This window comes from Pseudomonas sp. JS3066, from assembly GCF_036328175.1.
In the GTDB taxonomy this organism is placed as follows: domain Bacteria; phylum Pseudomonadota; class Gammaproteobacteria; order Pseudomonadales; family Pseudomonadaceae; genus Metapseudomonas.
Window position 1 is genome coordinate 5,260,156 of the sequence record NZ_CP143312.1, and the last position, 21,065, is coordinate 5,281,220.

Below are 21,065 nucleotides of genomic sequence, written 5' to 3' on the forward strand. Positions count from 1 at the left end.
CGTCAAAACGCGAAATGAGCCTCGGGCAATGCCATCAGGCAGTCTGCTCCGCCCAACAGGGCTTCACGATGACTGCTGGCGCGCGGCAGCACGCGACGCAGATAGAAACGCGCGCTGTGCAACTTGGCCTGGTAGAAATCCGCCTCCGACGTGCCGGAATCCAGGATGTCCTGGGCCCGCGCTGCGGCCTGCAACCAGAAGCCCGCCAATAGCACATAGGCCGAGTACTGCAGGAAGTCCACTGAGGCGGCTCCAATTTCTTCAGGGTTCTCCCGCACCCGATCCAGCAGGGTCGCGCTCAGCCCGCGCCACTCCTGCAGACGCGCCAGCACGGCGCCAGCCAGTTCGGCCAACTCGGCACGCTGCAACTGGGCATCGGCCAGCGCGGCGATTTCGTCCTGCAAGGCGGCCAGCTCGGCCCCGCCATCACCCATCAGCTTGCGACGGATCAGGTCGAGCGCCTGGATGCCGTTGGTGCCTTCGTAAAGTTGCGTGATGCGGCTGTCGCGCATCAGCTGTTCCATGCCCCACTCGCGGATGAAGCCGTGGCCACCGTAGACCTGTACCCCGAGGCTGGCCACTTCCTGGCCCATGTCGGTGAAGAAGGCCTTGACGATGGGAATCAGCAGCGCCGCACGCCGACCGGCGGCCTTGCGCTGGGTGGCATCCGGGTGGCCGTGCTCCAGGTCCAGCTGGCGAGCGCAGTAGACAGCCAGCATGCGACTACCTTCCACCAGGGTCTTCTGGGTCAGCAGCATGCGCCGGACATCGGGGTGGTGGATGATCGGGTCCGCCGGTTTGTCCGGCGCCGCCGGCCCGCTCAAGGCGCGCGACTGCAGCCGCTCGCGGGCATAGGCAAGGGCACCCTGGAAGGCCTGCTCACCGATGCCGAGCCCTTGCAGGCCGACCTGAAAGCGCGCGTCGTTCATCATGGTGAACATGCAGGCCAGGCCCTGGTTGGCTTCGCCGATCAGCCAGCCAGTGGCGCCGTCGAAGTTCATGACGCAGGTGGCAGCGCCCTTGATGCCCATCTTGTGTTCGATGGCGCCGCAGCCCAGGGCATTCTTCGCCCCCGGCGTACCATCCGGATTGGCGATGAACTTGGGAACCAGCAGCAGGCTGATGCCCTTCACTCCAACCGGGGCATCCGGCAGGCGCGCCAGCACCAGGTGGACGATGTTCTCGGAGAGATCCTGCTCGCCACCGCTGATGAAGATCTTGCTGCCACTGACCTTGTAGCTGCCATCGGCCTGGGGCTCGGCGCGGGTGCGCAGCAGAGCCAGATCGGTGCCGGCCTGGGGTTCGGTGAGGCACATGGTGCCGGCCCATTGACCGCTCACCAGCTTTTCCAGGTAAGCCTGCTTGAGCGTGTCGCTGCCGTGCTTGTACAGCGCCAGCACGGCACCTTCGGTGAGTCCGGAGTACACGCGGAACGACAGGCTGGCGCCCATCAGCATTTCGTGGAAACTGCAGGCGACCATCTGCGGGAAACCCTGGCCGCCGAACTCCTGCGGACCGGTCATGCTGGCCCAGCCATTGTCGCAGTACTGCCGATAGGCCTCGCGGAAGCCCTTGGGCGTAGTCACCGCGCCCTGTTCCAGGATCACGCCTTCTTCGTCGCTGTTGCGGTTCAGTGGCGAAACCACTTCGCTCGCGTAACGCGCACCTTCCTCCAGTACACCGTCGATCAGTTCACGGTCCAACCCGTTGGCCAGCAGCTCGCAGTGGCCGGCGACGTCGAAAAGTTCGTGGAGCACAAAGCGCATGTCGCGCAGGGGTGCCTTGTAAGCCATGGTCAGGCCTCCTGTTGGTAGTCGGCGAAGTGACGGTCAGATGCGGCCAGGCGACGGATCAGCGTGGTCGGCTGCCAATGGGGGCCAAAGCGTTCGGCCAGTGCCTGCAGGCGCTTGCGGATGGCCGGCAGGCCCTGGCTGTCGGCCCAGGCCATTGGCCCGCCCTTGTCCACCGGGAAGCCGTAGCCATTGAGATAAACGGTGTCGATATCGGCGCTGGAGTTAGCGATACCTTCTTCGAGGATCTTCGCCCCTTCGTTGACCAGGGCCAGCAGGCTGCGCTCGAGGATTTCCTCGGGGCCGATCTCCCGACGGTCGAAGCCAAGCTGCTCGGATACTTGCAGCACCAGTGCGTCCACTTCCGGGTCGGGTTCGGCCTGGCGGCTACCTTCGGCGTAGCGGTAGTAGCCCATGCGCGCCTTCTGGCCGAAACGGCCCATCGCGCAGAGGCGGTTATCCACCTGTACCGCGGGGTCGTCATTACCCTTTCCGGACAACTCGCGGGCGCGCCATTCCAGGTCGATGCCCACCACGTCGTACATGCGGAACGGTCCCATGGCGAAGCCGAAACCCTGTAGCGCACTGTCCACCTGATGCGGATAGGCGCCTTCCAGCAGCATCATCCGCGCCTCGCGCACATAGGTATGGAGCATGCGGTTACCAATGAAGCCCTTGCAGTTGCCTGCCACCACGCTGACCTTACCCATGCGTTGGCCCAACGCTAGTGCAGCGTCCAGTACAGCGGGCGCGGTGCGGGCGCCACGGACGATTTCCAGCAACTTCATGATGTGCGCCGGGCTGAAGAAGTGCAGACCCAAGACCTGCTCCGGGCGCCCGGTAACGGCGGCGATGGCATCGATATCCAGGGCCGAGGTGTTGCTGGCCAGGATCGCCGCCGGCTTCAGACGGGCGTCCAGCTCGCGGAAGATGGTTTGCTTGAGTTCGAGGTTCTCATATACCGCTTCGATCACCAGATCGACCTCGGCGAGATCGTCATAGCTGCCCACCGCCCGAATGTGCGCAATGCGCTCGGTGGCCTGGGCCTCACTGATGCGGCCCTGGCGCACGTTGTGGGCGTAAGTGTCCGCCACCACGCCAAGAGCCTGCTCCAGCATCTGCGGATTGTTGTCCAGCCACAGGACTTCGAGGCCGGCGCTGGCCAGGCTCATGACGATACCTCGGCCCATGGTGCCGGCACCGATCACGGCGGCCCGCTGGATGTTGAATGCGTTCTGGGTCATCGCTGGCCCTCTTGTTGTTCTGATGGGGAGACGAATTCGCCAATCACCTTAAGGAAGACGGTACTATTTTTGAAATTTAGTCTTGTGATAGATGGCATTTCCCTGGTGAATATTTCGAACTTCGACCTCAACCTACTACGGGTACTGGACGCCCTGCTGCGCGAACGCAACGTCTCGCGCGCAGCGGAACGCCTCTCCCTCAGCCAGCCGGCGGTGAGCAATGCGCTCAATCGGCTGCGCGAGCTGCTCGGCGACCCTTTGCTCGTGCGCGTGGGCCGGGCGATGCAGCCGACGCCACGAGCATTGGCCCTGGAATCCCCGATTCGTGCCGCGCTCAAGCAGATCGAACAAAGCCTGGTCATCGGCGAAGGTTTCGACCCGGCGCGTAGCCGCCAGCGCTTCACCATCGCAGTGACGGACTACGTGGAGCTGATCTGCATGCCGCGCCTGCTGCAGCAACTGGCGGAAGAAGCACCGGGAGTGAAGATCGCCATTCGCCATCTCTCGCCGAGCCTGCCCGCCGCCGCGTTGGACCAGGGCGAACTGGACCTGGTACTGGGCCGCTTCGAAAGCATTCCCTCGCGTTTCGCCAGCCGCCGATGGATGAGCGAATCCCTGCGTCTGGTGGCCCGCCGCGACCATCCGCAAATGCAGGAAGCGCCCGACCTATCCGGCTTTCTCAGGCTACGCCACCTCTGGGTACACGGTGGCCAGACCAAAGGCATGGTCGATCAATGGCTGGGGGAGCAAGGGCTGGCACGGGACATCGTCTACACGACACCCAACTACCTGCAGGCGGCGCATATCGTCGCCAGTACCGATCTCACCGTAGTGTTGCCAGCGCGCTTGGCCCAGCACTTCGCCAGTCTGCTCCCGCTGCAGGTACATCCCCTGCCCTTCGCCCTTGGCCCTTTCCACCTCGACCTGTTGAGCGTGGCCCAGCGCGAGGAGGATGAGGCCCTGCAATGGCTGATCGAGCGTTTGATGAGCATCGGCAGAATATGAGGGGCTTGAGCAGGGTGCGTTGCGCGCACCGAAAGACCGGCTCGGGAACCGCAGTGCGCACAACGCACCCTACGCATTGATCTCGAGGAAATGAAAACGCCGCCACTGCAAAGGCAGAGGCGGCGTTTCGTAGGTTGGTGCAGAGCGAAGCGAAGCCCAACGCTCCAAAGCAAGTCAGAACTGGTTGCGGATCACCGCTTCGTCGAAGGCCAGTTTGCCGATGCGCGGCCTGGCGGCGACCGCCTGCTTGCCGACGGCGACCATCAGGCCAATGGCATGGTTCTCCGGCAGGCGAATCAGATCGGCCACGGCGTCGAAGTCGAAGCCGTCCATGGGGCAGGTATCCAGGCCCTTGCCGCGGGCAGCGAGCATCAGGGTCTGGGCAACCAGGCCGCAGCTGCGCATCACTTCATCGCGTTGCACCCGGGGCTTGTCACGGTAGTAGTTGTCGATGGCGCCGGCCATGAACTCCTGCACCGGCTGCGGCGCTTCTGCCCAGACGCGGGCGGCGTCCTTCTCCCAGGCATCGAGGCGGGCGCAGACGATCACCAGCATCGAGGCTTCGGTGACCTGGGACTGATCCCAGGCCACATCGCGAATGCGCTGGCGCAGGGCTGGGTCACTGACTTCCACCAGCCGCACGTGCTGCAGGTTGAAGGCGGTGGGTGCGAGCAGGGCCAGTTGCAGCAACTCGTCCTTGTCTTCGCGGCTGATGCTGTGGTCTGTGTCGTAGGCCTTGATGGCGCGGCGGCTGCGGATGGCCTCATCGATATGCATGGTGTACTCCAGGGAGTGGGCTGATTAGAAAGTGGCGCTATCCTAAGCAGCCGCCTCACCCGCTTCCAACACTGATTAACGAAGCTATCGATCGAATAATCCGAATGCTTGCCAGATCTCACCCCGCGTGCCGGCCCACCCAATCGCGCACTTCGGCGTAGGGGTAGGCTTCCAACGCGGCAAAGCCTGGCAGGTTGCGAGCCTTGAGGCGGGTGAATAGCGGCGCGGTGATACCACAAAGCATGCGCGTGAGGCACTCGACACCCGGCCGCTCCCCCTTCAGCTCTTCGAAGCGCTGGATGAAGCCGCCACACAGGGCGCTGAAGTTGCGCTCCGCCAGTGGCGACAGTGCTGGCGGTGCCGGGAGGTATGCCACGCGTCCCTGGCAGACCGAGCAGTGGCCGCAGCGCTCCGGGACGTCATGGTCACCGAAATAGTTGGCCAGCCGCGCACTGAGGCAGGTCTCGCTGGCGAACAGCGCCAGCATCGACTGGATGCGGGTTATCTCGCTGCGTTCCTGCTGGTGGAAGTAATCGTGCAGCTCCACGGCCAACGCCTCAGGCTCGAAGTCGGGTGTGCTCAGTGCGTAGACCTCGGTCATCTGCTTGCTTTCCAGCTCGATCCAGCCGCGCTCCTGGAAGTAGTCCAGGGCCTTCACCACGCGGCTCCGTTCAGCACTGTGTTCGCGGTAGAGGCGATCGAAGTCCACGGTGCACCAGGTACGCGCGCGAGTAGAGGTGCGCAGCAAGGCGTCGACGAACTGGCGGCGCTCGCCCTCGAATTGCGCCAGCAGGGCCTCGGGTTCCAGAAGGTGCTTGAAACGGTACTCGGCGAAGTAGGCGTAGAGCGGCGCGATGATGCCGCGCAGCTCCAATTGCACCAGCAAGGTCTTGAGCGGCAACTGGCGAATGTTGCTCTGGTCGGAGAGCGCACCCAGCATCAGCTCCCAGCGATCGCCACCCTGCCCAGCCGCCTTGAGCTCAGCCAGTACCTGGCGGATGCCGGAAAGCTCCGGCGTGTCGCCATAGACGAAGTTCTCCAGCACGTTGAGGCTGTCGCGGTTGGCCAACACCAGGCAGTCCGATGGCTCGCCGTCGCGCCCGGCGCGGCCAATCTCCTGGCTGTAGTTTTCCACCGACTTGGGCAGGTCGTAGTGCACCACCTGGCGGATGTCGCTCTTGTCGATGCCCATGCCGAACGCGATGGTGGCCACCATCACATTGACCTGCCCGGCCATGAACCGGCGCTGCAGCGCCTCGCGCTCCTCATGGGGCATGCCCGCGTGATAGGCGCTGGCGGCGACGTCACGTTCGCTCAGGCGCGCGGCGACCTCTTCGGCGGTCTTCTGCAAGGTCACGTAGACGATCGCCGCCTGCCCTATGCGTTCTCCCAGCCACTCCACCAGCCGCTCCAGCTTGCGCTCGCGAGCCACCGGCTCGACCAGCAGGTTCAGGTTGGGGCGGTAAAAGCCGGTGGTGATGACATCGGCATCGGCGATGGCGAACTTGCGCTGCATATCGGCGATCACCGTCGGCGTCGCCGTGGCGGTGAGCAGTAGCACCTGGGGGATGCCGAACTGGCGCTGGTACTCGGGCAGCTTGAGGTAGTCGGGGCGGAAGTTGTGGCCCCACTCGGAAATGCAGTGGGCCTCGTCCACCACCAGCAGGGAAATCGGTACCTGCTGAATGAAGCCACGGAAGCGCTCGTTCTTCAGTCGCTCCACGGAAATCATCAGGATTTTCAGCTCACCGGAACGGGCCCGCGCCATGACCTCGGCAGCCTCCTCACGGCTCTGTGCCGAGTCGATGCTGGCAGCGGCGATACCGTGGCGGGCGAGGAACGCCAGTTGATCCTGCATCAGCGCCAGCAATGGCGATACCACAAGGGTCAGGTGCGGTAGATGCAACGCCGGCAACTGGTAGCACAGCGACTTGCCGGAACCGGTGGGGAAGATGGCAGCGGCCGATCGCCCCGCCAGCACGGCAGAGATAGCGGATTCCTGGCCAGGGCGGAAATGATCGTAGCCAAAGACACGGGCAAGGGTCGCGGCGGGCATGGCATCACTCCTTGAAGTGGAAGCCTGGTGGCCCCCGGGACTTTGCAGGCTGGGTCGGGCGGCGTTCCGCTCAACCCATCCTACGGGGCGGCACAAGGCCACAAATGAAAAAGCCGCCCGGAGGCGGCTTCTTCGACAAGGACGCGGTGCAGCTTAGAGCTGCGGGCCGGCGTTCTTGATGGCGTCGGAGACGTCGAACTTCTTGAAGTTCTCGACGAACTGCTTGGCCAGGGCCTTGGCAGCTTCGTCATAGGCAGCCTTGTCAGCCCAGGTGTTGCGCGGGTTGAGCAGGTTGGTCTCGACGCCCGGAACGGCCTTCGGCACGTCCAGGTTGATGGTGTCCAGGTGTTCGGTCTCGGCACCGATCAGAGCGCCGCTCTGGATGGCTGCGATCACGCCACGGGTGGTCGGGATGTTGAAGCGCTTGCCAACGCCGTAGCCACCACCGGTCCAGCCGGTGTTGACCAGATACACCTTGGAGCCGAAGCCCTGGATGCGCTTGATCAGCAGCTCAGCGTACTCGCCAGCCGGACGCGGGAAGAAAGGCGCGCCGAAGCAGGTGGAGAAGGTGGACTTGATGCCACCGCCGGAACCCATTTCGGTGGAACCGACCAGCGCGGTGTAGCCGGACAGGAAGTGGTAGGCAGCCTGCTCGTTGTTCAGGATCGAAACGGGCGGCAGCACGCCGGTCAGGTCGCAGGTCAGGAAGATCACTGCGTTCGGCTCGCCGGCACGATTGGCCTCGACGCGCTTCTCGACCAGGTGCAGCGGGTAGGCTGCGCGGGTGTTCTGGGTCAGGCTGTCATCGCTGTAGTCGGGCAGGCGGGTTTCCGGGTTCAGAACCACGTTTTCCAGCACCGCACCGAACTGGATGGCTTTCCAGATTACCGGCTCGTTCTTCTCGGAAAGGTCGATGCACTTGGCGTAGCAGCCGCCTTCGATGTTGAACACAGTGCCCACGCCCCAACCGTGCTCGTCGTCACCGATCAGGTAACGGCTTTCGTCGGCGGACAGGGTGGTCTTGCCGGTGCCGGACAGACCGAAGAACAGGGTGGTGTCGCCTTCTTCGCCAACGTTGGCGGCGCAGTGCATCGGCAGCACGTCTTTTTCCGGCAGCAGGAAGTTCTGCACGGAGAACATGGCCTTCTTCATTTCACCGGCGTAGCGCATGCCGGCGATCAGCACTTTCTTGGCGGCGAAGTTGAGGATCACGCAACCATCGGAGTTGGTGCCATCACGCTCAGGCTCGCAAACGAAGTTCGGCGCGTTGAGGATCTGCCACTCCTGGCGGGACTGCGGGTTGTACTGTTCCGGGTTGATGAACAGGCAACGGCCGAACAGGTTGTGCCAGGCGGTCTCGGTGGTCATCTTGACGGCCAGGTAGTGCTCAGGATCGGCCCCGACGTGCACGTGGGAGACGAAACGCTCACCTTCGGTCACATAAGCTTCAACACGGCTCCACAGCGCATCGAATTTGTCCGCCGGGAAGGGACGGTTAATGTTGCCCCAGGCGATTTTGGCGTCGGTGCTCGGCTCTTGAACGATGAAACGATCTGCCGGAGAACGACCGGTGCGGTGACCGGTTTTCACTACCAACGAACCGTTGGCGGCCAGTTCACCCTCACCACGGCGAATGGCCTCTTCGACCAGTTGCGCGGCGCTGATATCGGTGTACACGGCGTTATTGGCTTGCGTCATGTGGTTCCCCGTCGGCGAAAAGCCGAGTCCTCCAAACGTTTTGTAGTGGGTAATGCGACCCCCTACAGCGAAAAAAGTGCGCGCGATTATGCCAGAAAAGCCCGCTTTGGGTAGAAACCTCCTGTCAGACGGGCATATTCATGACCGATAATCGCACCCCGGTCACGCAGCGACCTTGCGGGCACGCTACATCTTTTCAGTGGCGCGTTTCCGACGGCGCGGCGCTGCCGCCACCGGCAAACAGCTGGGCGATATCCGCCGCGTCGAAGCTGTAGCGCTGATTGCAGAACTGGCAGTCGATCACCACGGTGCCACCGCTTTCCTGCAGCAGGGCTTCGGCGTCGTCCTTGCCCAGGCTCACCAGTGCATTGGCCGAACGCTGGCGCGAACAGCTGCAGCGGAAGTGAATGGCCTGGGGATCGAACAAGCGCACCGCTTCTTCATGATAGAGCCGATGCAGCACGGTTTCGTTGTCCAGACCGAGCAGTTCCTCGGCGGTCAGCGTGTCGGCCAGGGTGGTCAGGTGCTGCCAGTTGGCCTCACGAGCCTCGGGATCCTTCAGGCGATCGGCCGGCAGAGCCTGGAGCAGCATGCCCCGGGCATTGCGGCCGTCGGCGTAGAGCCAGAACCGGGTAGGCAACTGCTGCGAATTGTCGAAATAGCTGGAAAGACATTCGGCCAGGCTGGCGCCTTCGAGGGCGACGATGCCCTGGTAGCGCTGGCCCTGCTTCGGGTCGACGGTCAGGGTCAACGAACCTTCGGGCATCAGGTCTGACAGGCTGGCGGCCGGGTTTACCTGGCTGGCGTGATAACGGGCAATGCCACGCACTTCCCGGTCGCTGGAGCATTCGACCATCAGCAGCGGAACCGCGCCGGAGGAACGCGCCTGCAGCACCAGCAGACCATCGAACTTGAGGGTGCCGACCAGTAGGGAAGCGGCGGCGAGCATTTCACCGAGCAGTTGGGCAACCGGCTCCGGGTAGGGATGCTTGGCCAGGACGTGGGCGTAGCTCTCGCCGAGGGAAACCAGTTCGCCGCGCACATCGGTGTCGTCGAACAGAAAACGTTGGGTGAAATCGGACATGCCGGACTCGCTGCATTTGGGCCAATTTGGCCGAAAGGCTGGCGATTTTATGCGCAAATCCGTCGGCGGACCAAGGGCCGGTTGTCTATCGCCCGCGCGGGTGTTTTCTATCGATGATCAGCGGCCGCTCGGGAGCCCGGCGGCCAGGTCGATTTTCACCGCCCCTATTCGCTGCCGCCACGCAGGAAGTGGATTTGCCTACGCTGTTTCTTGGTCGGCCGGCCATCGGTCTGGATGCCAAGGGCACCCGCCTTGCGCATGGCGGCGGCCTCTTCCCGCTTGGCCAGGCTCTCGGCAGTTTCCTCGTAAAGGGCCTGGGCCTCTGGGGCGCCACGACGCACCGCGGATAGTGCGCGGACAACGACTGTGCGCTCATCGAAGCCGGCGCGGATCACATATTCGTCACCGATGCGGGGTTCCTTGGACGGCTTGCAGCGATCGCCATGATGGTGGACCTTGCCACCCTCGATAGCTTCCTTGGCCAGGGCGCGGGTCTTGAAGAAACGCGCGGCCCAGAGCCATTTGTCGAGGCGCACCTTGTCGTCTTTGTCGTCTTTTTCACGCATGACTCGATTCCATCCTGCCCGGGCTGACCCATTCGTCAGTCCGGTCTAAGCTCAGCCAGGGCCAGATGCAGTTGTCACATCGGCCCACTAGAATGCGCCAACTTTACCGGAAAGCCTGCATTGAAGACTTTCGACCATCTCTCCGTAATCGGACTCCGCGAATGGATCGCCCTGCCAGAACTCGGCATGGTTGGCCTTCGCGCGAAGATCGATACCGGGGCCAGCACCTCCACGCTGCATGCCAGCGACATCGTCCCCTTCGAGAAGAGCGGCGAGCGCTGGGTCAGGTTCACCGCGCACCTCGGCACCCTGGTGCAACGGCGTCACCGCTGCGAGGCGCAGGTCGTCACGGTAAAGACCATAAAAAGCTCCAACGGCCAGGCACAGACCCGCTACGTCATCCGCACCCTGCTCGCCCTGGGTGACCGGGTCTGGCCCATCGAGTTCACCCTGGCCTGCCGCAAGACCATGCGTTATCGCGTACTGCTGGGCTCCAAGGCCTTGGTGCAGGCGCAATTGGTGGTCAATCCGGCGCTCACCTACGTACAGGAAAAACCGACTCTTTCCCTTCCGGGTGCCCAATGAAAATCGCCGTGTTATCGCGCAATCCGCGCCTGTATTCGACTCGCCGCCTTGTTGAGGCCGGCCAGCAGCGCGGCCATGAAATGGTGGTGATAGACACCCTGCGCGCCTATATGAACATCGCCAGCCACAAGCCGCAGATCCACTATCGCGGCCAGCCGCTGGAAGGATTCGACGCGGTGATCCCGCGTATCGGCGCCTCGGTCACCTTCTATGGCTGCGCCGTATTGCGCCAGTTCGAAATGATGGGGGTATTCCCCCTCAATGAATCGGTCGCCATTACCCGCTCGCGGGACAAGCTGCGTTCGCTGCAACTGCTGTCACGCAAGGGTATCGGCTTGCCGGTGACCGGCTTTGCCCATTCCCCCGACGACATCCCCGACCTGATCCGCATGGTCAACGGCGCTCCGCTGGTGATCAAGGTACTGGAAGGCACCCAGGGCATAGGCGTCGTCCTGTGCGAAACGGAGAAGGCCGCCGAATCGGTGATCGAGGCGTTCATGGGCCTGAAGCAGAACATCATGGTGCAGGAGTACATCCGCGAAGCCGGTGGCGCAGACATCCGCTGCTTCGTGGTGGGCGACAAGGTGATCGCTTCGATGAAGCGCCAGGCCAAACCCGGCGAGTTCCGCTCCAACCTGCATCGCGGGGGCAGCGCCAGCCTGATCAAGATCACCCCGGAAGAGCGCATGACCGCGATCAGGGCCGCCAAGGTCATGGGACTATCGGTGGCGGGGGTGGATATCCTGCGTTCCAATCACGGACCACTGGTGATGGAGGTGAATTCCTCGCCCGGGCTGGAAGGAATCGAGACCACCACCGAACAGGACGTGGCCGGCATCATCATTCAGTACCTCGAGAAGAACGCCTGCCCCAACTCGACGAGAACAAAAGGCAAGGGGTAAGCCGGATAAAGCAACGCATGCGTTGCCCCGGCGAACGACCGGCCACGGATGGCCGGGCCGGGGTTGACCGTGGGCAGCGGAGTTGCGACAGGGATGCCTGCTACTAGATCGAACCTTGCCACGCCGGAGTATCTGTCCTGTCAGGGTGAGCGCGAATTCATTCGCGATTGAAATCGCCCCCACAGAGAATCCGCGACTCCTTACAAGCTGCTTTCCATCAGCTGTTGCCCTTCCCGATCACGCATCCAGCTGCGGAAACCTTCCTCGTCCAGCGGCCGGCTGAAGTGATAGCCCTGGCCGAGCTCGCAGCCACGCTGGCGCAGCATGGACAACTGCTCTTCCCCTTCGATGCCTTCGGCGATGCATTCCAGCCCGAGGTTGCGGCCAATGGCCAGGATGGTTTCCACCAGGGCCAGGTCGCTCGCGTCATTGGCCAGTCCATCGACAAAGCTGCGGTCGATCTTCAGCCGGTCGAGGGGCAGACGCTTGAGGTAGGCCAGGGATGAATAGCCCGTACCGAAATCGTCGATGGCGAAGCGCACGCCAAGGACCTTGAGTGCCTGCATGGCGGAAATGCACTGCTCCACTTCTTCCAGCAGGCTGCCTTCGGTGATTTCCAGCTCCAGCCGAGTGCCGGACACACCATGGCGCTTGAGCGCGCTATTGATGCGCTCGACGAAGCCCGGTTTGCGCAACTCGCGGGGACTGACGTTGATGGCCAGCACCAGCCACGGCATCTCTGCCTGCCAGTTGGCCAGGCATGAACAGGCTCGTTCGAGCATCCAGTCCGACAATTCGATGATCAGGCCGGTCTCTTCCGCCAGCGGGATGAACTGCGCCGGTGGCACCTCGCCACGCGTGGGATGGTGCCAGCGCATCAAGGCTTCGGCGCCCAGCACCCGGCCATCGGAGAGCGCCAGTTGCGGCTGGAACTCCAGGCTCAGCTGGCCCCGGTCGATGGCCTGGCGCAGCTCGCTTTGCAGTTGCAGGCGCTGGTCGATGGCGGCCTGCATTTCGGGGGCGAAGAAGTGCAGCGCGTTGCGCCCGGACTGTTTGGCCCGGTACATGGCGGTATCCGCCTGCTTGAGGACGTCTGCGGCGATCTGTTCAAGGAAGGGGTGCAGGGCGATACCAATACTGGCGCTGACCACCAGTTCGTGCTCACCGATCATGTAGCTGCCGTGCAGGCTTTGCAGCAGCTTGTCGCCCACTTCGGCGGCCAGCTTGCCGGCCTGCTCCGGGCTGTCGGCCAAGGCTTCCAGCAGCACCACGAACTCGTCACCGCCTAGGCGCGCCAGGGTGTCTTCATTGCGCAGGCAACCCGCAAGGCGTGAAGTGACTTCCCTCAGCAGGGCGTCGCCCACGGGGTGGCCGAGGCTGTCGTTGACCGTCTTGAAGTGGTCCAGGTCGATGAACAACAGCGCGCCGTAGCGGCCCTCGCGCTGCTCGCGGGCCATGGCGTGCTGCAGGCGATCAAGCAGCAGCCGCCGGTTGGGCAGACCGGTGAGTTCGTCGCTGTAGGCCAGGCGCTCGATCTCGCGTTGATAGCGCTGGCGTTCGGAGATATCGGTGATGCTCAGGCGAATCAGCGGCCGGCCTTCGCCGGGCAGACGCACCAGGCGGACCTCGCAGGGACGCACGCGACCGTTCACATCGCGCATCAGCCAGTCAAAGGTCGGTGTGTCACCCTTGAGCGCGGCACGGGTGTACGCATTGCCCAGTTCCCGCGACGAGCGTCCATCGGCCTGCAACTGCGGACTGAAACTGGTGGGCATCTGGCCGTTCAACTGCTCGCGGGACAGGCCGAACAGGCGCGCTGCGTTCTCGTTGGCTTCAACGATGCCCAGCTGTGGATCGAACACCAGGATGGCTTCCGGCGCGTGTTCCACCAAGGTCCGGTAGCGCGCCTCGGCCTCGTGGCGGGCACTGATGTCTTCCACCAGCGCCAGCAGGGCATAGAGCTGGCCGTCGAGATCGCGCACCCCACGCACATTGACCCGCGTGTGCACGGTACCGCCGGAGCCTCTCATGAAGCGCTTGTCCAACTCGTAGCCGTCGCGCTCACCTTTGCGCACGTCTTCCAGCAGTGCCTCTTCGGCGGCCCGATCCTCGGCCACCGTCATACTCATCCAGTCGACACCCCGCAATTGCTCACGGGAGCGGCCGAGAATGCTGCAGAGTTTGTAGTTGACTTCTTCCCAGCGCTGGTCCGGGGTACACAGTGCCATGCCGATCAGCGGCGCTTCGAAGAACAGGTGCAGGTGCTTGTCGCGCTCATGTTGCAGGCGCTCCGAGCGTTTCTGGGTGGTCAGGTCGAGCATGGCTCCGTAGATGCGGATCACCTGGTCGCCATCGTGTTCGGCCAGTCCCTTGATCCGCAGCCAGCGCGGTGTGCCACGGGCGCCCTGGATGCGCAACTCGACGTCGAAGGGTTCGGCACTGCGCAGGCACTGTTCCAGGGTGTCTTCCAACAGCGCCCGGCTGGCCGGGTCGAAGAAGCTGAGCATCTGACCGAGGCTGGGAGCGCCTGCAGCAGGGTCCAGTTCGTAGATCCGGAAACTGCCCTCGCTCCACGCCATTTTCAGGGTGGCGATTTCCAGCACCCAGCTGCCGATGTCGGCGATGGCTTCGGTCTGGTTCAGCAGGTGGGTCTGGCGCAGCAGTTCGTCGCGGCGGGTATCGAGCTCTTCGGAAATCATCTCGCGACTGCTGACGTCGTGCTGCAGGGCGACGAAATGACTGATGCCCAGGTCATCCCGCATGGGCGCGACGGTGATCTCGTTCCAGAACAGGCTGCCGTCCTTGCGGTAGTTGCGCAGCACCAGATGGCACTGCTCGCCACGTTGCAGCGCGTCCTGGAGACGTGGCAGCTCGGACTGGTTGCGGTCATGGTGGAGCAGGAAACGCCAATGGTTTCCCAGCGCCTCTTCCCGCGAATAGCCACTCATCTGTTCGAAGGCGGGGTTGCAGTAGATCAACGGCTGGTCAGGCTGGCGCGCGTCGACGATGGTCACTCCCAGGGGACTGGCCTGAAGCGCCAGGTTGGTCAGGGCCAGCTCCTTCTGCATCGCATCGCGCCGGCCGAGGGCCAGGCGCAGGTCGCTGAGGCTGCGTCCCACCAGCAGTGCCGACATCATCAGCAGCAGCACGCTGAAGTACAGCTCGACGCCCCACTGCGGATCGGCCAGGCCTGTCCCGCCATCCAGCTTCCGCAGCGCCGGCAGGGCAAGCACAGTCAGGGCGGTGAGTCCCGCTCCGCAGAGAGCACCGGGAAACCCCCAGACCAGCGCCAGGCCGAGCATCATCATGCCGATGGGCGGCAAGGTGAGGATCAGCGGCACCACCGTAATCAGCCACGGGATGAGCAACGCCAACGCCAACAACAGCGGCCATGGCGGCAGATGGTGCAGGGTTTCGGGCAGTGCTTCCACCGGCTCGGGCACCCAGCCGCGGCGGCTGAACAGCGGCGTCAGGTAAGTCAGCAGCGGCAGGCTCACGGCCAGGGTCGTCAGGCAGGCGCCAGGCCAGACCAACAGCGTGGCGTTGCCCCAGCTGTCGCGGGCAAGGTTGCCGCTCAGTATCAGGGCCAGTTGCTCGCCGTAGACCAGCAGGCTGACCGGCAGGAGCACGCCGTAGAGCATGAAGCGCAGCAGTTCAGGGAAGTCGCGCAGGTCCGCGTGGCATCCCGAGCGCCTGAGCGCCCACCAGCCGGCGGCCACGCTGAGGGTTTCCGGCAAGGCGTACAGCGGTGCCCAGTAGAAGTTCAGGTCCCACAACGGCACGCTGAGCAGTGCGTTGAGGTAAATGGCGGGCAGCACCCGCGCGCCCCACCAGAGGCAGAACACCAGGCCAAGCGCGAAGGGCAGATACCACACGGCGAGACCGCTGGACGCTTGAGTCAGCAGGGACACCCAGGTAGCCAGATGCAGCAGCGGCAGCGGCAACCACCAGGTCCATTGGGGAAGTCGGAACGGAGCAGCTTGCATACTGACCTCATGTCGGTGCGCAAGCTGAAGATAGCCCAGCGCCGGGCAAGCGTACGCCTAAAACATGGCCGCGTGGCATCACCGCCGATGGCAGGCAGGAATCCGGGGCCGAAGGGATTTCAGCGAGATAGTGGGCGCGGAACGCAGCGGAACGTCGCTCCGTACGAAAAGGAGCCGAGCGACGGTCAGACTAGGAAGGAATCGATGAGAAAGCGCAGTTGGTGCCTGCCAATGAGCATTTCTCATCGATTCCTGACAACGCATGACCGAAGCGCAGGCCGTTTTCGTAAGAACCTAGACAGCGTCGCGGGGGAGCATTAGTCCCAGGGGCAGGCAGACGCGTGCTTCCAGGCCACCACCAGAGCGGTTGCGCAGTTCGACGCTGCCGCCGTGCTGCGCGGCGATGCGCTTGACGATGGCCAGGCCCAGGCCGGTGCCCTTGCCGCCACGGGCTCGGTCACCCCGGATGAAGGGGTTGAAGATGTCCTGCAGCTCAGCGGGATCGATGCCCTGACCGCGATCCAGCACACTCAGCACGACGTAGGGCGCGGCATTGTCACCCGCCACAAAAGCTGCAACTTCGACACCGTTACCGCCGTATCGCAGCGCATTCTCGATCAGATTCACCAACAGCCGCTTGATCGAAACCCGCCGCAACGGGAACGGCGGCAGTGGTTCCAGGCACAGGCGTACCTGCTCCTCCTGCTGGTTGTAGGGCGCCACCACCTCACTCACCAGCTCGCCAAGGTCCAGCTCTTCCACGCGCTCATCACGGCCGTCGCGGATAAAGGCGAGGAACTGGTCGAGGATGGCGTCCATGTCCTCGATGTCGCGGACCATGTCGTCGGTCAGCTCGGAGTCGTTGCTCATCAGCTCCAGCGACAGGCGCAGGCGCGTGAGCGGCGTGCGCAGGTCGTGGGAGACGCCGGCGAGCATCAGCTCGCGCTCGCGGGCACCGCGCTCGACGTCTTCAGCCATCTGGTTGAAGGCGCGATACACCTCGGCCATTTCGCTCGGCGTGTCGCTTACCGGCAGGCGCACACTGCGACCCTGGCCAACCTGGCGGGCGGCGAAGACGAGGCGCTTTAGCGGCGCGTTGAGCTGGCGCACGAAAATCCACGCGGCAGCGGTGGACAGCAGGCCGATGCCGAGGAACCAGCCGAGCACACTCCAGATACGCTGGCCACGCAGGGGGTGTGGATAAAGCGGGATGCGCACCCAGTCCGGCCCCAGCTCCGGCGCGTGGACCCAGAGCGCTGGCGGGCTTTGCGCACGCAGGCGCACTTCGGTACCCGGACCGAGCTCGGACTGCATCTGGCGCTGGAAGATTTCGCTGTAGGGCCAGTGCTGCTCGCTGGCCGGCACGGCGTCGCGGGTGACCCGCTTGAGGCCAGCTGCCTTGGCCAGGTCGTGACGCTCTTCTTCACTCGCCGCCCAGTAGGCGCGCAGGGTCAGCGCCGCACCGTGGCTGTACTGACGATCCACCAGCACGTCCTCGTTCATCATCAGGTAAACCAGGGTCAGCGCCTTGGAGAACAGGACGACGATGAGCACCAGCCAGAGGGTGCGTGAGAAGAAGCTCTGCGGGAACCAATAGGGGGTGCGCATCACCCCCCTGGGTTGCCCGGCGGCGGGAACCCCCGCCGCGCGTTCACTTGTTGCCATCGGGCACGAACACGTAGCCGACGCCCCAGACGGTCTGGATATAGCGCGGCTTGGAAGGGTCTGGCTCGATCAGCCGGCGCAGGCGGGAAATCTGCACGTCGATGGAGCGCTCCAGGGCGTCCCACTCGCGACCACGGGCCAGATTCATCAGCTTGTCGCGGGTCAGTGGCTCGCGGGCATGCTGGACCAGCGCCTTGAGTACGGCGAACTCACCGGTGGTGAGCATCTGCACGTCGTCGCCCTTCTTCAACTCGCGGGTAGCCAGGGACAGCTCGTACTCGCCGAAGCTGACGCTTTCGTCCTCGCTGGCCGGGGCACCCGGCACCTGCGGTGCCTGGCGACGCAGCACGGCCTTGATCCGCGCCAGCAACTCGCGGGGGTTGAACGGCTTGGCCAGATAGTCGTCGGCGCCCAGTTCCAGGCCCTGGATACGGCTGGTCTCGTCGCCCTTGGCGGTGAGCATGATGATCGGCACCTGATTGTTCGATGCGCGCAGCCGGCGGCAGGCCGACAGGCCATCCTCGCCGGGCAGCATCAGGTCGAGCACCACCAGATTGAAGAGTTCGCGAGCCAGCAGGCGATCCATCTGCTCGACGTTCTCCACGGCGCGCACGCGAAAGCCCTGCTCGTCGAGGAAACGCTCGAGAAGGCGCCGCAGACGGGCGTCGTCATCGACAATAAGGATCTTTTCGCCTTCAGCGGTCGGGTTGCTGCTCATGTTTTCTCCTGTTCGGCAAGCCGCACATTATCGCTTGCCAGCGGCTCGCGGCGGCTTGCCCATTGTTAGCAGATTTTTCCCCGAACGGTTTCCTACCCTTTGAAACTCGGTGTTTATAATGCGGCGCCTTTCATCACCGGCGAGCCCCTGGTTCGCCGGTCTGTCATTCTGCGGCAGCCTCCGTGGCCCGGCCCGGGCTGCCGCCCATGCAGGTGTTTTCAATGGACAGCATCAACAACCGCATCGCCGAAGAACTGGGCGTGCGCCCGCAACAGGTCGCCGCCGCAGTGGAACTGCTGGACGAAGGCTCGACCGTGCCTTTCATCGCTCGTTACCGGAAAGAAGTCACCGGCAGCCTCGACGACACCCAGTTGCGTAACCTGGAAGAACGCCTGCGCTACCTGCGCGAAATGGAAGACCGCCGCACCGCGATCCTCGCCAGCATCACCGAACAGGGCAAGCTGACCCCCGAGCTGGAACGCGAGATCAAGCTCGCAGACACCAAGACCCGCCTGGAAGACCTGTACCTTCCGTATAAGCAGAAACGCCGCACCAAGGGCCAGATCGCCCTGGAAGCCGGCCTAGGCGATCTGGCCGATGCGCTGTTCAACGACCCGACCCTGGCCCCGGAAGTCGAAGCCGAACGCTTCATCGACGCGGAGAAGGGCTTCGCCGATATCAAGGCCGTGCTCGAGGGCGCCAAGTACATCCTCATGGAGCGCTTCGCCGAAGACGCCACGCTGCTGGCCAACCTGCGCGGCTTCCTGAAGGACGGCGCCACCCTCAGCGCCCGCCTTGTCGCCGGCAAGGAACAGGAAGGCGCCAAGTTCAGCGACTACTTCGAGCATGACGAGAACCTCAAGGGCGTTCCCTCGCACCGCGCCCTGGCGATCTTCCGTGGCCGCAACGAGGGAGTGCTGAGCATCGCCCTGAAGGTCGGCGAAGAACTGCCCGGCACCATGCACCCTTGCGAGGTGATGATCGGCGAGCGCTTCGGCATCGCCAACCAGGGCCGCGCCGCTGACAAATGGCTGTCCGAAGTGGTGCGCTGGACCTGGAAGGTCAAGCTCTACACCCACCTGGAAACCGACCTGCTGGGCGAGCTGCGTGAAGCCGCCGAAAGCGAAGCCATCAACGTCTTCGCCCGCAACCTGCACGACCTGCTGCTGGCCGCTCCGGCCGGCCCGCGCGCCACCCTGGGTCTCGACCCGGGCCTGCGCACCGGTTGCAAAGTGGCGGTGGTCGACGCCACCGGCAAACTGCTGGATACCGCCACCGTCTATCCGCACGTGCCGCACAACAAGTGGGACGAAACCCTGGCCGTCCTCGGCAAGCTCTGCGCCAAGCACAGCGTCGACCTGATCGCCATCGGCAACGGCACCGCCAGCCGCGAAACCGACAAGCTGGCCATCGAGCTGATCAAGAAGTACCCGGCCCTGAAGATGACCAAGATCATGGTCAGCGAGGCCGGTGCTTCGGTGTACTCCGCGTCCGAGCTGGCGGCGAAGGAATTCCCCGACCTGGACGTCTCCCTGCGCGGCGCCGTGTCCATTGCCCGCCGCCTGCAGGACCCGCTGGCCGAACTGGTGAAGATCGACCCGAAATCCATCGGCGTCGGCCAGTACCAGCACGACGTGTCCCAGCTGCAGCTGGCGCGCAGCCTGGACGCCGTGGTGGAAGACTGCGTGAACGCCGTGGGCGTGGATGTGAATACCGCCTCCGCTGCCCTGCTGGCGCGCATCTCCGGCCTCAACGCCACCCTGGCGCAGAACATCGTCAGCTACCGTGACGCCAACGGCGCGTTCAAGACCCGCGACGAACTGAAGAAGGTCAGCCGTCTTGGCGAGAAGACCTTCGAGCAGGCCGCCGGCTTCCTCCGCGTGATGAATGGCGACAACCCGCTGGACGCTTCCGCCGTGCACCCGGAAACCTACCCGCTGGTGCAACGCATCGCGGAAGGCACCGGCCGTGACATCCGCTCGCTGCTCGGCGACTCCGGCTTCCTCAAGCGCCTGGACCCGGCGAAGTTCACCGACGAGACCTTCGGCCTGCCCACCGTCACCGACATCATCAAGGAACTGGACAAGCCCGGTCGCGACCCGCGTCCCGAGTTCAAGACCGCCGAGTTCCAGGAAGGCGTGGAAAGCCTCAAGGACCTCAAGCCCGGCATGATGCTGGAGGGCGTGGTGACCAACGTCACCAACTTCGGCGCCTTCGTCGACATCGGTGTCCACCAGGACGGCCTGGTACACATTTCCGCCCTGTCGGAGAAGTTCGTCAAAGACCCGTACGAGGTGGTCAAGGCCGGTGACATCGTCCGTGTGAAGGTCATGGAAGTGGACATCCCGCGTAACCGCGTGGGCCTGTCCATGCGCATGGGCGACACCCCTGGCGAGAAAGTCGAAGGTCCGCGCGGTGGCGGGCGCCAAGGCGGCCAGCCGCGCCAGCAGCAGAGCGCGCCGCGTAACAGCGCTCCGCCGGCTAGCGGCGCCATGGCCTCGCTGTTCGCCAACGCCAAGCAGATCAAGAAGAAGTGACGATGGACTTCACCGACCAGCAAACCACCAGCGCCTACAGCAAGTTGCTGGGCATCGAGCCGCTGAGCCTCGGCGATGGTGTCGCCGAGGCGCGCCTGCCCATGGACGAGCACCTGCGAAATCGCGGGCAAGTGATGCACGGCGGGGCGATTTTCTCCCTGCTGGACATCACCATGGGGCTGGCCTGCACCAGCACCCACGGCTTCGACCGGCGCAGCGCCACGCTCGAATGCAAGATCAACTACCTGCGCCCGGTGGCGGAGGGTGAGGTGATTTGCAAGGCACGGGTACTGCACGCTGGCAAGCGCACCCTGGTGGTGGAGGCCGATGTGATGCAGGGCGACAAGCTGGTCGCCAAGGGACAAGGCACCTTCGCTCAGCTGTAACAGCGGGGCAGTGGCAAAGCTCTATTCTGGACGAAGCGACAACGCGATCCGCCGGCTGGAAAAGTA

At 64.0% G+C, this 21,065-nt stretch carries 15 protein-coding genes; 5 read left to right on the forward strand and 10 right to left on the reverse strand.

The features are described from left to right. Window positions 1–2 precede the first annotated feature (2 nt). Window positions 3–1,793 carry an acyl-CoA dehydrogenase C-terminal domain-containing protein gene (locus tag SA496_RS24695; protein WP_120654046.1) on the reverse strand — a complete coding sequence of 597 codons (1,791 nt, stop codon included), beginning with the start codon at window positions 1,791–1,793 and terminating at the stop codon, window positions 3–5. A gap of 2 nt (window positions 1,794–1,795) precedes the next feature. Next, on the reverse strand, window positions 1,796–3,034 hold the full coding sequence (locus SA496_RS24700; RefSeq protein WP_120654045.1) for a 3-hydroxyacyl-CoA dehydrogenase: 1,239 nt from the start codon (window positions 3,032–3,034) through the stop codon (window positions 1,796–1,798). 105 nt (window positions 3,035–3,139) lie between these two features. Here SA496_RS24700 and SA496_RS24705 point away from each other — a divergent pair, with 105 nt between their 5' ends. Further along, entirely contained in the window at window positions 3,140–4,039 is a 900-nt protein-coding gene (locus SA496_RS24705; protein ID WP_120655325.1) for a LysR family transcriptional regulator, read from the forward strand. A 174-nt stretch (window positions 4,040–4,213) separates the two neighbouring features. On the opposite strand, the gene SA496_RS24710 is transcribed toward SA496_RS24705, so the two are convergent. From SA496_RS24710 to SA496_RS24730, 5 genes are all read right to left on the reverse strand, one after another. Beyond that, a complete protein-coding gene (locus SA496_RS24710) occupies window positions 4,214–4,816 on the reverse strand; it encodes a nitroreductase family protein (RefSeq protein WP_120654044.1) in 603 nt (200 codons plus the stop codon). A 118-nt stretch (window positions 4,817–4,934) separates the two neighbouring features. Continuing rightward, the gene (locus SA496_RS24715) at window positions 4,935–6,872 is read right to left on the reverse strand and encodes a RecQ family ATP-dependent DNA helicase (protein ID WP_330114640.1); all 1,938 of its coding nucleotides are present in this window, start codon (window positions 6,870–6,872) and stop codon (window positions 4,935–4,937) included. A gap of 153 nt (window positions 6,873–7,025) precedes the next feature. After that, window positions 7,026–8,570 carry a phosphoenolpyruvate carboxykinase gene (locus SA496_RS24720; protein ID WP_330114641.1) on the reverse strand — a complete coding sequence of 515 codons (1,545 nt, stop codon included), beginning with the start codon at window positions 8,568–8,570 and terminating at the stop codon, window positions 7,026–7,028. A gap of 196 nt (window positions 8,571–8,766) precedes the next feature. Then, window positions 8,767–9,654 (reverse strand): Hsp33 family molecular chaperone HslO, encoded by an 888-nt coding sequence (hslO, locus tag SA496_RS24725; protein WP_120654041.1) that lies wholly within the window; start codon window positions 9,652–9,654, stop codon window positions 8,767–8,769. 164 nt (window positions 9,655–9,818) lie between these two features. Next, on the reverse strand, window positions 9,819–10,220 hold the full coding sequence (locus SA496_RS24730; RefSeq protein ID WP_120654040.1) for an RNA-binding S4 domain-containing protein: 402 nt from the start codon (window positions 10,218–10,220) through the stop codon (window positions 9,819–9,821). A 120-nt stretch (window positions 10,221–10,340) separates the two neighbouring features. Between SA496_RS24730 and rimB the strand changes: the two genes are divergently transcribed. Together rimB and rimK are read left to right on the forward strand one after the other, a co-directional pair. Then, on the forward strand, window positions 10,341–10,805 hold the full coding sequence (rimB, locus tag SA496_RS24735; RefSeq protein ID WP_028626791.1) for a retropepsin-like aspartic endopeptidase RimB: 465 nt from the start codon (window positions 10,341–10,343) through the stop codon (window positions 10,803–10,805). Continuing rightward, complete coding sequence (gene rimK / locus SA496_RS24740) at window positions 10,802–11,707, forward strand: 30S ribosomal protein S6--L-glutamate ligase (protein WP_120654039.1); 906 nt, start codon at window positions 10,802–10,804, stop codon at window positions 11,705–11,707. The genes rimB and rimK overlap by 4 nt, the downstream gene beginning before the upstream one ends. A 200-nt stretch (window positions 11,708–11,907) precedes the next feature. On the opposite strand, the gene SA496_RS24745 is transcribed toward rimK, so the two are convergent. The 3 genes from SA496_RS24745 to ompR all read right to left on the reverse strand — a co-directional run bounded on the left by SA496_RS24745 (window position 11,908) and on the right by ompR (window position 18,076). Next, window positions 11,908–15,693 (reverse strand): bifunctional diguanylate cyclase/phosphodiesterase, encoded by a 3,786-nt coding sequence (locus tag SA496_RS24745; RefSeq protein WP_120654038.1) that lies wholly within the window; start codon window positions 15,691–15,693, stop codon window positions 11,908–11,910. Between the two features lie 294 nt (window positions 15,694–15,987). After that, window positions 15,988–17,301, reverse strand: a complete 1,314-nt coding sequence (locus SA496_RS24750; protein WP_153919005.1) for an ATP-binding protein — start codon at window positions 17,299–17,301, stop codon at window positions 15,988–15,990. 43 nt (window positions 17,302–17,344) lie between these two features. Beyond that, a complete protein-coding gene (ompR, locus tag SA496_RS24755; RefSeq protein WP_120654036.1) occupies window positions 17,345–18,076 on the reverse strand; it encodes an osmolarity response regulator transcription factor OmpR in 732 nt (243 codons plus the stop codon). Between the two features lie 221 nt (window positions 18,077–18,297). On the opposite strand from ompR, the gene SA496_RS24760 reads away from it, so the two are divergent. Together SA496_RS24760 and SA496_RS24765 are read left to right on the forward strand one after the other, a co-directional pair. Further along, a complete protein-coding gene (locus tag SA496_RS24760; protein WP_153919008.1) occupies window positions 18,298–20,613 on the forward strand; it encodes a Tex family protein in 2,316 nt (771 codons plus the stop codon). Window positions 20,614–20,615: 2 nt separating this feature from the next. Beyond that, window positions 20,616–20,999: a PaaI family thioesterase gene (locus tag SA496_RS24765; RefSeq protein ID WP_120654034.1), complete on the forward strand. Its 384-nt coding sequence runs from the start codon at window positions 20,616–20,618 to the stop codon at window positions 20,997–20,999. Window positions 21,000–21,065 lie beyond the last annotated feature (66 nt).